The 12,154-nt window shown below is 64.6% G+C and carries 12 protein-coding genes; 8 read left to right on the top strand and 4 right to left on the bottom strand.

Annotated elements, in window-relative coordinates; genetic code table 11:
• Window positions 1–2: 2 nt before the first annotated feature.
• Complete coding sequence (locus tag AC58EF_RS09540; RefSeq protein WP_497275897.1) at window positions 3–983, bottom strand: aspartyl protease family protein; 981 nt, start codon at window positions 981–983, stop codon at window positions 3–5.
• Window positions 984–1,257: 274 nt separating this feature from the next.
• On the opposite strand from AC58EF_RS09540, the gene rho reads away from it, so the two are divergent.
• Window positions 1,258–2,514 (top strand): transcription termination factor Rho, encoded by a 1,257-nt coding sequence (gene rho, locus AC58EF_RS09535; protein WP_497275896.1) that lies wholly within the window; start codon window positions 1,258–1,260, stop codon window positions 2,512–2,514.
• A 112-nt stretch (window positions 2,515–2,626) separates the two neighbouring features.
• Window positions 2,627–3,349: a YjbE family putative metal transport protein gene (locus AC58EF_RS09530; RefSeq protein ID WP_497275895.1), complete on the top strand. Its 723-nt coding sequence runs from the start codon at window positions 2,627–2,629 to the stop codon at window positions 3,347–3,349.
• Between the two features lie 18 nt (window positions 3,350–3,367).
• Here AC58EF_RS09530 and AC58EF_RS09525 read toward each other — a convergent pair whose 3' ends face one another.
• The 3 genes from AC58EF_RS09525 to AC58EF_RS09515 all read right to left on the bottom strand — a co-directional run bounded on the left by AC58EF_RS09525 (window position 3,368) and on the right by AC58EF_RS09515 (window position 6,122).
• Complete coding sequence (locus AC58EF_RS09525; RefSeq protein ID WP_497275894.1) at window positions 3,368–4,387, bottom strand: phytanoyl-CoA dioxygenase family protein; 1,020 nt, start codon at window positions 4,385–4,387, stop codon at window positions 3,368–3,370.
• A 68-nt stretch (window positions 4,388–4,455) separates the two neighbouring features.
• Window positions 4,456–5,424, bottom strand: coding sequence for a quinone oxidoreductase family protein (locus AC58EF_RS09520; protein WP_497275893.1), 969 nt, complete (start codon window positions 5,422–5,424; stop codon window positions 4,456–4,458).
• The gene (locus AC58EF_RS09515; RefSeq protein ID WP_497275892.1) at window positions 5,424–6,122 is read right to left on the bottom strand and encodes a dienelactone hydrolase family protein; all 699 of its coding nucleotides are present in this window, start codon (window positions 6,120–6,122) and stop codon (window positions 5,424–5,426) included. Before AC58EF_RS09515 ends, AC58EF_RS09520 begins: the two co-directional genes overlap by 1 nt.
• A 154-nt stretch (window positions 6,123–6,276) precedes the next feature.
• Here AC58EF_RS09515 and AC58EF_RS09510 point away from each other — a divergent pair, with 154 nt between their 5' ends.
• Genes AC58EF_RS09510 through AC58EF_RS09485 form a run of 6 tightly spaced genes read left to right on the top strand, consistent with a single transcriptional unit; the run spans window position 6,277 to window position 12,087 of the window.
• Entirely contained in the window at window positions 6,277–6,531 is a 255-nt protein-coding gene (locus AC58EF_RS09510) for a DUF6489 family protein (RefSeq protein ID WP_497275891.1), read from the top strand.
• A gap of 5 nt (window positions 6,532–6,536) precedes the next feature.
• Window positions 6,537–7,829 (top strand): tRNA uridine-5-carboxymethylaminomethyl(34) synthesis GTPase MnmE, encoded by a 1,293-nt coding sequence (gene mnmE, locus AC58EF_RS09505; protein WP_497275890.1) that lies wholly within the window; start codon window positions 6,537–6,539, stop codon window positions 7,827–7,829.
• A 58-nt stretch (window positions 7,830–7,887) separates the two neighbouring features.
• Window positions 7,888–9,738 carry a tRNA uridine-5-carboxymethylaminomethyl(34) synthesis enzyme MnmG gene (gene mnmG / locus AC58EF_RS09500; protein WP_497275889.1) on the top strand — a complete coding sequence of 617 codons (1,851 nt, stop codon included), beginning with the start codon at window positions 7,888–7,890 and terminating at the stop codon, window positions 9,736–9,738.
• Window positions 9,735–10,379 carry a 16S rRNA (guanine(527)-N(7))-methyltransferase RsmG gene (gene rsmG / locus AC58EF_RS09495; protein ID WP_497275888.1) on the top strand — a complete coding sequence of 215 codons (645 nt, stop codon included), beginning with the start codon at window positions 9,735–9,737 and terminating at the stop codon, window positions 10,377–10,379. Before mnmG ends, rsmG begins: the two co-directional genes overlap by 4 nt.
• On the top strand, window positions 10,376–11,158 hold the full coding sequence (locus AC58EF_RS09490) for a ParA family protein (RefSeq protein WP_497275887.1): 783 nt from the start codon (window positions 10,376–10,378) through the stop codon (window positions 11,156–11,158). Before rsmG ends, AC58EF_RS09490 begins: the two co-directional genes overlap by 4 nt.
• Window positions 11,155–12,087 carry a ParB/RepB/Spo0J family partition protein gene (locus tag AC58EF_RS09485; RefSeq protein WP_497275886.1) on the top strand — a complete coding sequence of 311 codons (933 nt, stop codon included), beginning with the start codon at window positions 11,155–11,157 and terminating at the stop codon, window positions 12,085–12,087. The genes AC58EF_RS09490 and AC58EF_RS09485 overlap by 4 nt, the downstream gene beginning before the upstream one ends.
• Window positions 12,088–12,154 lie beyond the last annotated feature (67 nt).

Here is a 12,154-nt window from a genome sequence, read left to right as displayed (position 1 = left end):
AATTACCCCTTTACCCGGTCGTTGGCGGCGAAGCGCATTTTCTCTACCGCGCTTGCGTCGGGCAGCAGGAAGTCGACCTTCCCCCGGCCGAAGTCGATCGCCACCCGGTCGAAAATCTTGAGCGCGCTGATACCCAGCATCAGCGCCGGCTTGTCCTGCATCCCCAGCTCCTTGAACGGGCTGGCGTCGGCGAAGATCACGGGCACCTGGGTCAGGTTGACCCGTCCCATCCGCACCAATTTGATCTTCCCGACCTGGCCCACCAGCGTGCCCCCCGTGACGCTGGTTAGCGTCGCGGTCAGCAGGTCCGGCGCGCGTTTCTTACGGATCAGCTTGTCGCGTAGCGCCAGGTTGCCGATGCTGAAGTTGGTGCCGGTGTCGAGCATGATGTTGACCCGCATCCCGTTGACGTCGGAATCGAGCAGGATGAGCTGGCCGCGCTTGCGCCGCGCCTGGACGACGATGGTGTCGGGATCGACCGACAGGCGGCGGCTCGCGCCGCTACTGGCGATCTCCATCCGTCCGGTGCGGAAATTGAGCGTCACCCGCTTGGCATGAAGGCTGTCCAGTCCCAATAGTCCCGGCGCGCCGAGATGCTCGCCCTCCAGCACCGGCGCCTCGATATCGGTGAGCGTGCTCCCGGCGAAACCCAGCCGGGGGACGGCGACGGTGCTGGTTTCCGAGCGGCCGGTCATGCTGAGGATGACGACGTTGTTGCGCGGTGCGAGCGCCAGTTTCTGCGCCAGATCGCGGGCGATCACGGTGCGCTGCGATCCGGTGTCGATGATGAAGTTCCACGGCCCCTTGCCGTCGATGGAAATGGGAATGGTCACACGATCGTCGAGGGACGGTCCGGTATGGACGATCGCCGGCGGAACATCGGGATCGAGGATCGAGGCGGTGGGCGCGGGCACATCCTGCGCAGCAATCGCCGGGCCGCCGATCGCGAGTGCGATCCCCAGCAAGGCATGGAGCCGTCCCATAACCCTCATCCTCTTCCATTATCTTCTTGTCTTCCCATATATCATGAAGACCGGCTGTCGCGCCAGCGACACCACTCGCCGACCCTGCACCCGGCGTGGCGAATTTCCGTTGGAATCAGGGTCTGTCCTGCCTTGACGAGACGGGCGGCGGATCGCTAAACGCCAGATGCTATCTCCTCGCCCGTCCGGAGCGAGGGTTTCCCGGCCTTCCTGTCCGGTTATCTCCTTCCTTTCCGGCCCATTTTTCCCATCACCGCATCGGACCGATTCGCAAATGCACCTCAAGGACCTCAAGAAGAAAGCGCCCGCTGACCTCGTCACCATGGCCGAAGATCTGGGCGTGGAAGGCGCATCGACCTTGCGCAAGCAGGACCTGATGTTCGCGATCCTCAAGGCCGAGGCGGAAAATGGCGAGCAGATCATGGGCGAGGGCACGATCGAGGTGCTGCCCGACGGTTTCGGCTTCCTGCGCAGCCCGGAAGCGAACTTCCTGGCCGGTCCCGACGACATCTATGTTTCCCCCAACCAGGTCCGCAAGTTCGGCCTGCGCACCGGCGACACGGTGGAAGGCGAAATCCGCGCGCCCAAGGATGGTGAGCGCTATTTCGCCCTGACCAAGCTGCTGTCCGTCAATTTCGACGATCCCGATGTCGTCCGTCACCGCGTCAATTTCGACAATCTGACGCCGCTCTATCCCGAACAGAAGCTGCGTCTCGACACGCTCGACCCGACCATCAAGGACAAGTCGGCCCGCGTCATCGACATCGTCTCGCCGCAGGGCAAGGGCCAGCGCACGCTGATCGTCGCGCCGCCCCGCGTCGGTAAGACGGTAATGCTCCAGAACATCGCCAAGGCGATCACCGACAATCATCCCGAAGTCTTCCTGATCGTGCTGCTGATCGACGAGCGGCCGGAAGAAGTCACCGACATGCAGCGCAGCGTGAAGGGCGAGGTCGTCTCCTCCACTTTCGACGAGCCGGCCACCCGCCACGTCCAGGTCGCCGAAATGGTGATCGAGAAGGCCAAGCGCCTCGTGGAGCATAAGAAGGATGTGGTGATCCTGCTCGATTCGATCACCCGCCTCGGCCGCGCCTATAACACCGTCGTCCCTTCGTCGGGCAAAGTGCTGACAGGCGGTGTCGACGCCAATGCGCTGCAGCGCCCCAAGCGCTTCTTCGGTGCGGCGCGCAATATCGAGGAAGGCGGTTCGCTGTCCATCATCGCCACCGCGCTGATCGATACCGGCAGCCGTATGGACGAAGTCATCTTCGAAGAGTTCAAGGGCACCGGCAACTCGGAAATCGTGCTGGACCGCAAGGTCGCCGACAAGCGCATCTTCCCCGCGCTGGACGTCGGCAAGTCGGGCACCCGCAAGGAGGAGCTACTGGTCGAGAAGCCCACGCTCAGCAAGATGTGGGTGCTGCGCCGCATCCTCATGCAGATGGGCACGGTCGACGCGATGGAATTCCTGCTCGACAAGATGAAGGATAGCAAGACCAACGAGGATTTCTTCGCGACCATGAACCAGTAAGCGGCGCGCCGGTCGTCCCGATCGGGCACCGCTCATATGTTTTGCCGTGAGAGCCGGGCCATGTATATGGTCCGGCTTTCTCCATTCATCCAGACAGGGACGTTAGGCCGCTATGTTCGACCTCATCGCCACCGCCGCTTCGGCTGCCCAGGGACTTGGTTCCCCCGCCGACATTTGGCAGCACATCGTCAATGATTTCAGCAATATCGGATCGCCAAGCGCGCTGGCGGCCTTTGGCCAGGTGCTGATGATCGACATATTATTGGCGGGCGACAACGCCATCGTCGTCGGCGCGCTGGCGGCGGGCCTGCCGCCTGCCCAGCGGCAGCGGGTGATCCTGATTGGCATCATCGCTGCGTTGGTGCTGCGTATCGCTTTCGCGCTGGTGGTCAGCCAGCTGATGCAGATCGTGGGCCTGATCCTGGCGGGCGGCCTGCTGCTGCTGTGGGTCAGCTGGAAGATGTGGCGCGAACTTCACCCCAGGCGGGGCGGCGATACGCCCCATGACACGAGCGATGATGATGTGTCGGGTCTGCGCCCGGCCAAGAGCTTTGCCGGCGCCGCCTGGGCCGTCGCGCTCGCCGACGTGTCGATGAGCCTGGACAATGTGCTCGCCGTCGCGGGCGCGGCGCGCGATCATCCCGGCATCCTGATCATCGGCCTGATCCTGTCCGTCGCGCTGATGGGCGTCGCGGCGAACATCATCGCCAAATATATCGAGCGGTTCCGCTGGATCGCCTATCTGGGCCTCGCCGTGATCGTCTATGTCGCGGTGAAGATGATCTATGATGGCTTTGTCGACCATCAGGTCGGGATATTGACCCTTTTCAACTGAACTTTTGACCGGCGGGCGTTAATCGTCCGCCGGACCCTTGCGCCCCACGGCGCGCCAGTTTTGCGGCATGATGCTGGCCGCCTTGTCCCCCAGCCACCAGCGCAGGGGAATTCGCCGCTCTGCGATGCCGGGAAGGCTCCACACATCCCATCCCGTCAGCGGACGATAAGGATTGCGTCGGCCATAGGCCCATAATTCGATCCGGGTTGTCGGCAGGCTCGACCGGGTCCGCGCATGGAAGCCGAACGTGTCGGCGATCACCAGCGTATTGGCGGGCACGGCAAAGGGCGTGGGCTGCGGCAGGCCCAGTCCGGCCAATTCTTTCTCTTCGACGCGGAAGGAGCCGCGCGCCGACAGGCGGCAATCGCCATCGCGCACCTGCAGGCTGCGCGCCTTTTCCCAGGCGATGCGTTTCGGCGTCAGACGATGCGACCCGCGCACATAGGCGAAGGGGCCGCTCTCTAGCGGGACATCTTCCAGGAACAACCAGGCCTTCATCGCCGGGTGGAAGGTATCGGCATGGAGGCGCGTCTGCGGATCGGGCGGCGCGTCATGGCGCTGGGGGAGAATCGACTGGATGTAGAAAAGCGGCTCGATATCGAAGCCCGCAATATAGCGTGCCAGCGCGTGCCAGCGCTTATCATCTTGAAATTGTTGGAAGGTGGGAATCGCCTTTCGCGCGATCGGATCGACGGCCAGCCGGCGCGTGACGGTGTCACCCTGCACGGTTTCGCGGGCGGGGCCGCGATAGGCGAGAATCTCCCGCTGGAGCGCAGCGAAAACCGTATCGGGCAGGAAGTTGCGAATCTCCACCACACCGTCGCGGTCGAAGGTGGCGCGATCGTCGGGATGGACCGCCCGCGCCAGCTTCGCGCGTCGCCATGCGGTCATGCCATGGGCGAGCCGGAGGCGGGCGACATGCAGGCCCATCGCATTGAGCCGCGTCGATCCGATCAACGGATTGTCTACGAAGGATTTGGCCCCGGTGAAAAGCTGGGCGAACCAGACGGGGGCAAGGAGGGGCGTCAGGGCGTTCATGCGCGCCCGCCTTGCCACCGGGCGATGAGAGCGTCGAGCAAATGTTGCTCGATCCGCCGTTCAGTCGTTCATGGAATCAGCACTGTCGCGCCGCGGGTCTGGCGGGCTTCCAGCGCCGCGTGCGCCTCGGCCGCGTCGGCAAGGGCAAAACGCTGGCCGATGCGCGCCGTCACCACGCCGCGCTGCATCCGATCGAACAGTCGACCGGCGGTGTGCGTCAGTTCCTCCGCCGTTGCGATATAGTCGAACAGGGTCGGGCGGGAAACATAGAGCGATCCGCCACGGCTGAGGTCGAGCAGGCTGACGGGCGGCACCGCGCCGGAGGCATTGCCATAGCTCACCAACAGTCCGCGTCGCTTGAGGCTGGCGAGCGAAGCGCTCCAGCTATCCCGGCCGACGCCATCATAGACGACATCGACGCCCGTGCCGCCCGTCAACGCGCGGACGGTGGCGGCGAGATCCTCGAATGCGCCGTGCAGACTATGGTCGGCCTGCACGGTCGCGGCCTTTTCCGCCGATCCGCTATGGGCGATGACGATCACGCCCTTGTCGCGCAGCCAGGGAACGAGAATCGATCCGACCCCGCCGGCCGCCGCGTGAACCAGCGCGACCTGACCTGCCTTCAAAGCGATCATGTCTTCGGCGAGGTAACAGGCGGTCATGCCTTTGAGCATCATCGCTGCCGCATCTTCACTCGACACGCCGTTGGGAATCTTCACCGCGCGGTCCGCCGGAACGGTCCGGTGCGTGGCATAGGCGCCAAGGCCGCTGGCGCAGCCCACGCGATCGCCGACCGCAAAGGCGATAACGCCCGTGCCGACCGCCACGACGCGGCCCGCGCCCTCTGCCCCCAGGGGCGTAGGGAGCGGCGCGGGATAGAGGCCGGTGCGATAATAGGTGTCGATGAAGTTGAGGCCGACCGCTTCCTGTTCGATCAGCAACTCGCCCTCAGCCGGAAGACCCGGATCGAAATCCTCGCGCGCAATCACCTCCGGCCCGCCATGGCTGCGGGCGACCATCCGCCACGCGCCGGCCATCAGGCCAGATGCTCGGCGAAGAAATCGGCGGTGCGCCGGTCGGCCAACTGGGCGGCATCCTCGACGCGGCGATTGCCCATCTCGGCGGCGAAGCCATGGTCCAGCCCTTCATAGTCGTGCAGGGTCACATGGCGATTATCCTTCAGGCCGTCATGCATCGCCTTTTGCGTTTCGGGGGGCACGAACCCGTCCTTGGTCGGGATATGCAGCATCGTGGGCTGGCCGATTGCGTGCTGTTCGCCCAGCAGTCCGTCGATGCCCACGCCATAATAGCCGACAAAGGCGTCGCCGTCGGTGCGGCAAGCCGACATGAAGACCAGTCGGCCGCCCATGCAATAGCCGACAAGGCCGATCTTGCCGCCCCCGGTCGCGGCGCGCGCCGCCTTGATTGTCGCCTCGATATCGCGAATGGCCTGATCCTGGTTCAGTTTCTGCATATGGCCGATCGCAGCCTGAAAATCGGCCGGCACATCGGCGTCCAGTTCGACATGCGGCTTTTCGCGCCAGAACAGGTCGGGCGCATAGGCCAGATAGCCGGCCTTGGCCCAGCTGTCGCATTTGCGCCGGATGCCTTCATTCACCCCGAAAATTTCCTGGATGACGATGATCGCGGCCGCAGCCCCGCCGTCGGGTTGCGCCACATAGGCGTCGAACTGCGCGTCGCCTTCCAATGTCTTGATAGGAGTGAAGCTGCCCATGCCGATATCCTTTCGCGGTTGAGACTGGAGCGCATATTGGCCGATCCGGGGATGCACGCAACCACCCGCTGCGTTTAAAAATTTGCTTCGGCGGGGTGATTTGCGGCATTACGGCGCAACGCGATCCGATGCGCCAACAGGGAAGGGCAGGGACATGAAAGTAACCGTCGACGTGGATTGCACACCTGCCGAGGCCCGTGCTTTTTTGGGCTTGCCGGATGTCACGCCCATCCATGACAAATATATTCGGACGATGCTCGACAGTTTCGACGGGGTAGGCAATGTCGAGCAGATGGAGACGCTGTTCAAGAGCTTCTCGCCGCTCGGCGACGCGGGTATGCGTCTGTTCCAGCAGATGATGAATGTGGGCCTCGCCGGCATGAGCGGCGGCAAGGACGAGAAGAAATAAGGTTCGTGGCCGAAAGCCAGCAGGAGACGATTTTCGCGCTGTCGAGTGGTTCGCCTCCGGCGGGAATCGCGGTTATAAGGATGAGCGGTTCTGGCGCCGGATCGGCGATGAGGGCGCTGGCCGGTCGATTGCCGCGGCCCCGCACCGTCAGCCTTGCCCTGTTGCGGGACCCGCGCGACGATAGCCTGCTCGACCGGGCGTTGCTGCTTTGGCTGCCCGGCCCCAACAGTGTGACGGGCGAAGATATGGCCGAATTGCACTGCCATGGCGGGCGGGCCGTCGTCGCGGCAGTGGAAGATGCGCTGGCCGCTATGCCAGGCCTGCGTCGCGCGCAAGCGGGGGAGTTCACGCGACGGGCCTTCGCCAACGGCCGCATGGACCTGAACGCGGTCGAGGGACTGTCCGACCTGCTTGCCGCCGAAACCCAGAGCCAGCGTCGCGCTGCCTTGCTGATGGCGGAGGGGCATTTTTCACGCCGGATCGATGGCTGGCGTCGCGATCTTCTCGACCTGTCCGCCATGGCCGAGGCAGCACTCGATTTTTCCGACGAGGATGATGTGCCCGACACGGCGATCGAGGCGCGGATTGGGGAGGGCATCTCCACGCTGGCCCGGGATGTTGCGGCTATCGTCGCCGCGCCGTCCGCCGAGCGTTTGCGCGATGGCGTGCGCGTGGTGCTGGCCGGTCCGCCCAATGCCGGCAAGTCGACCCTTCTCAACGCGCTGGTCGGACGCGAGGCGGCGATCGTGTCCGACATTGCCGGCACGACTCGCGACCGGATCGAAGTGCCCGCCGCGATCGGCGGGACCGCCTTCCTCTTCACCGACACGGCGGGATTGCGTGCCCATACGGGCGATGCGATCGAGGCGATCGGCATCGATCGCGCTCGCGCGGCGCTGGATGCGGCGGACATCATCCTCTGGCTTGGCCCGCCGACGGACTTGCCGCGCGACGATGCCATTCTGATCGCCGCCCAGAGCGATCGCGTTGAGGCTCCCCGACCGGGGTTGCGGCTTTCCGCTCGGACCGGCGAAGGGATGGATGCGCTGGTGGCCGCGCTGCTGGAGCGCGCCGCGACATTGTTGCCGGGGGAAGGGGATTATGCGCTCCATGCCCGACAGCGACAGCGAATTGGACAATTACAGGATCATCTCGCGGCCGCCGGCATGACGACGGATCTGCTTGTCGCGGCGGAGGAGTTGCGCCTTGCCCGCGCGGCCATCGATGCCCTTACCGGGCAGGCCGGGACTGAGGATATGCTCGATCGGCTGTTTTCGGGATTCTGTATCGGCAAATGAGACTGTTCCACGTGGAACGCTTTTGACCGAGGCGCCCCGAATCTGATAAGGGCGCGACATGCGAACAAGCTATGATGTGATCGTGGTCGGCGGCGGCCATGCCGGCTGTGAGGCCGCCGCAGCGGCGGCGCGCAAGGGCGCGTCGGTGGCGCTGCTCACCTTCGACCGGCAGACGGTCGGCGCCATGTCCTGCAACCCGGCGATCGGCGGGTTGGGCAAAGGGCATCTGGTGCGCGAGGTCGATGCGCTCGATGGGCTGATCGCGCGCGCCGCGGATGCCGCGGCCATCCATTATCGAATGCTCAACAGCAGCAAGGGCGCCGCCGTGCAGGGGCCGCGCATCCAGGCGGATCGCAAGCGCTATCGCGCCGCCATTCATGCTCTGCTCGATACTCAGCCTGGCCTGGCGATTGTCGAGGGCGAAGCGGGCGCGCTCCTCCTTGACGGCGATGCTGTCACAGGCGTCGCTTTGGCCGATGGCCGCACACTGACTGCGCCCGCCGTGGTGCTGGCGACCGGAACATTCCTCGGTGGCAGGCTTTTTCGCGGCGACGAGCGCGAAACGGGTGGCCGAATCGGGGAGCGCGCCGCGACCGCGCTCGGCGTCCAGCTTCGCGATCTGGGTTTGCCGATTGCCCGGCTCAAGACCGGGACGCCGCCGCGCCTTGACGGCCGTACGATCGATTGGGCCCGGCTCGACATCCAGCCGTCCGACGGCGAGGGCTGGACCATGTCGCCGCTCACCGCCGCGCGCCTCCTGCCGCAATTATCCTGTGCCATCACCCGCACCAATGATCGCACCCATCAGATCATTCGCGACGGCCTTGGCCGCTCGCCTTTGTTCAGCGGCGCGATCGAGGGACGGGGACCGCGCTACTGCCCCTCGATCGAGGACAAGGTGCTGCGCTTCGGTGATCGCGACGGGCATCAGATTTTTCTCGAACCCGAAGGGCTGGACGATCATCTCGTCTATCCCAATGGCATCAGCACATCTTTGCCTACCGATGTTCAGGTGGCGATGGTGCGCTCCATGGCAGGGCTGGAGCGGGTGGAAATTGTCGTGCCCGGCTATGCGGTCGAATATGACCATGTCGATCCGCGTGCGCTCGATGCCTCTTTGGAGGTGCGCGCGGTTCCCGGTCTTTTCTGCGCCGGGCAGATCAATGGCACGACCGGCTATGAAGAAGCCGCCGCCCAGGGGCTTGTCGCGGGCGCCAACGCCGCCGCGCGCGCTGGGGGGGGAGGGGCGATGATTCTCGATCGGGCCAGCTCCTATATCGGCGTGATGATCGACGACCTCGTTCTTCAGGGCGTGACCGAACCCTATCGTATGTTGACGGCGCGGGCCGAATATCGACTTCGTCTGAGGGCGGACAATGCCGAGACGCGGCTGGGTCCGATCGGCATTGAACATGGCCTGATCGGCGAAGCTCGCGCTGCGCGCCTGTCGGAGCGTGCTGTCATGCGGACCGGAATCGAGGCGGAACTCGCCCGCCCGATGACCGCGAGCGAGATGGCGCGCGCAGGTGCGGCGGTGCGCCAAGATGGCGCGCGGCGCCGCCTGTTCGACTGGGCGCGCTTTCCCGAAGTCGACAAGGCGCTGTTGCTCGACCTCGCGCCGGCCTTGTGCGATGCGCCGGCCGATCTGCGCACGGAAATTTTGGAGGACGCCCATTATGCTCCCTATCTCCAGCGGCAGGATGCCGAGATTGCCGAGTTGCGACGCAATGAGCGCGTCCTTATCCCCGCCGATTTCGACTTCCGCACCATTGGTGGCTTGTCGACCGAGATGATCGAAAGGCTCGACGCGGCGCGACCCGATACGCTAGCCGCTGCCGGGCGTATCCGCGGGATCACACCGGCCGCGCTCGCCGCGATTCTCGTCCATGTCCGGCGAGAGGCTGCGTGACCGAGGAGGAGGCGCGCGCCTGGCTCCTGGCGCAATTCGATGTTTCACGTGAAACATGGGAACGGCTCGAACGCTATGTCGCGATCCTGTTGTCGGCCATGGACGAGCAGAATCTGATCGCCGAATCGACACGCCCTCATATCTGGGCGCGGCATATCGTCGATTCGGCCCAGTTGCTCGGCCATGCCGGTGAAGCGGAGGAGGGTGAGTGGATCGACCTCGGCTCCGGAGCCGGCTTGCCGGGGATCGTTGCAGCCTGCCTGTCGGATCGGCCGGTGCTGATGGTCGAATCCCGCCGCAAGCGGATCGATTTTTTGAATGATGTCGTCGCCGAACTGGGTTTGGCCCATGCAAGGGTGTTCGGCGGACGGGTCGAAACGGTGCCCGCGACACAGGCCGCGGTCATCAGCGCTCGCGCCTATGCGCCTCTGCCCAAATTGCTCGCGTCCGCGTTGCACTTGTCCGATAAAAAGACGCTGTGGGTGCTGCCAAAGGGACGAAATGCACAAAATGAACTGGAGGCATTGCGTCCGGCGTGGCAAGGTATGTTCCACGTGGAACCCAGCGTGACCGATGCCGAAAGCGCCATCATCGTCGCCCGGTCCGTCACACCTGTCGGCAAGAGGAAACATCGCCCATGATCCGTATCGCCATCGCCAACCAGAAGGGTGGTGTGGGCAAGACCACGACCGCGATCAACCTCGCGACCGGTCTGGCCGCCACGGGCCTTCGGGTGCTGCTGGTCGATCTCGACCCGCAGGGCAATGCGTCCACGGGGCTTGGCGTAGGACAGGGCGAACGTGCCCAGTCCAGCTACGACCTGCTCGTGGGCAATTGCGCCTTGGACGACGCAATCGTGACGACGCGGGTGCCAAAGCTCGACCTCGTGCCCGCCACCCAGGATCTGTCCGGCGCGGAGATCGAACTGATCGATTATGAGGAGCGCACCCATCGGCTCGAACGTGTGCTGTCCGAAGCACAGCCCGGCCGCTGGGACATTTGCCTGATCGATTGCCCGCCCTCGCTTGGACTGCTGACGATCAACGCCATGGTCGGCGCCCAGTCGCTGCTGGTGCCGCTCCAGTGCGAATTTTTCGCGCTGGAAGGCCTGTCGCAACTGCTCCAGACGGTCGAGCGTATCCGCGGCCGCTTCAATCCGGGCCTGTCGATCATGGGCGTGGCGCTTACCATGTATGATCGCCGCAACCGGCTGACCGATCAGGTCGCCGACGATGTACGCGCCTGCCTTGGCGACCTCGTCTTCTCCACCGTGATACCGCGCAATGTGCGCCTGTCCGAAGCGCCCAGCCACGGCGTCCCCGCCCTTATCTACGACTTCCGCTGCTCGGGATCGGAAGCCTATATGCGTCTCGCGCGCGAATTGATCGCGCGCCTGCCCCGACAGGAGGTTGCCGCTTGAGCGACGAAACGACCGATAAGCCGAAGATCGCCAAGCGTCCCCAGGGTCTCGGTCGAGGCCTCTCCGCCCTGCTGGGCGACGTCTCCCGCGAAGAGCCGGTGGCGTCCACCGCCGCTCCTGTCGCAAATGGCAAGTCGGTGCAGAGCATCGAGGTTGCGCTGATCCATCCGCATCCCGAACAGCCGCGTCGTCATTTCGACGAGGGGGCGTTGCAGGAACTGGCGGACAGCATCGCCAAGCGCGGGGTCATCCAGCCGATCATCGTCCGTCCCCATGGCGGCGGATTCCAGATCATCGCCGGCGAACGCCGCTGGCGCGCGGCGCAGCGCGCCCAGCTCCATCGCATCCCCGCCATCGTCCGCGACTTTGATGAGCAGGAGACGCTGGAGATCGCGCTGATCGAGAATATCCAGCGCGAGGATCTCAACCCGATCGAAGAGGCGGAGGCCTATCGCAAGCTGATCGCCGAATTCCATCACAGCCAGGAAGCGCTGGGCCGGATCGTCGGCAAGTCGCGCAGCCACGTCGCCAATCTGATGCGGTTGCTCGACCTGCCCGAATCGGTGCAGCAGCAGGTGATGTACAGCAAAATCAGCATGGGCCATGCCCGTGCGCTGATCGGGGCTCCCGATTGCGAACGGCTGGCGCAACAGGTTGAGGAAAAAGGTCTTTCCGTTCGCGATACCGAGCAATTGGTGCGCAAGGTCAAGACCGGCGCCGAAGCTCCGGCCGTTCGCCGCAGCAGCGGCGGGGCGGGAGAGAAGGACCCGGATATCGCCGCGCTGGAGCAGCATCTGGCCGACATATTGGGGCTGAAGGTGGAAATCGCCCATGACGGGGCCTCGACCGGGGGCATATTGTCGATGCGCTATTCCAACCTCGATCAGCTCGACATGCTCTGCCAGCGGCTGTCGGGCGAACGCATTTAGGAAAATCGTACATCGTTTCGAGCGATGTCGGGAGGCATGAGACGTTTCTCGACATCGTTCGCGCGAA

The sequence above is a fragment of the Sphingobium sp. WR1 genome, assembly GCF_059693745.1.
The sequence above is the reverse complement of the archived record's forward strand: the minus strand, read 5'-3'. Positions and strand labels throughout refer to the sequence as shown.

Bases quoted from the DNA above. Each gene is read 5' to 3' on its own strand.
- AC58EF_RS09540 (WP_497275897.1), bottom strand. From the start codon at position 983: ATGGGACGGCTCCATGCCTTGCTGGGGATCGCACTCGCGATCGGCGGC.
- rho (WP_497275896.1), top strand. From the start codon at position 1,258: ATGCACCTCAAGGACCTCAAGAAGAAAGCGCCCGCTGACCTCGTCACC.
- AC58EF_RS09530 (WP_497275895.1), top strand. From the start codon at position 2,627: ATGTTCGACCTCATCGCCACCGCCGCTTCGGCTGCCCAGGGACTTGGT.
- AC58EF_RS09525 (WP_497275894.1), bottom strand. From the start codon at position 4,387: ATGAACGCCCTGACGCCCCTCCTTGCCCCCGTCTGGTTCGCCCAGCTT.
- AC58EF_RS09520 (WP_497275893.1), bottom strand. From the start codon at position 5,424: ATGGCCGGCGCGTGGCGGATGGTCGCCCGCAGCCATGGCGGGCCGGAG.
- AC58EF_RS09515 (WP_497275892.1), bottom strand. From the start codon at position 6,122: ATGGGCAGCTTCACTCCTATCAAGACATTGGAAGGCGACGCGCAGTTC.
- AC58EF_RS09510 (WP_497275891.1), top strand. From the start codon at position 6,277: ATGAAAGTAACCGTCGACGTGGATTGCACACCTGCCGAGGCCCGTGCT.
- mnmG (WP_497275889.1), top strand. From the start codon at position 7,888: ATGCGAACAAGCTATGATGTGATCGTGGTCGGCGGCGGCCATGCCGGC.
- AC58EF_RS09490 (WP_497275887.1), top strand. From the start codon at position 10,376: ATGATCCGTATCGCCATCGCCAACCAGAAGGGTGGTGTGGGCAAGACC.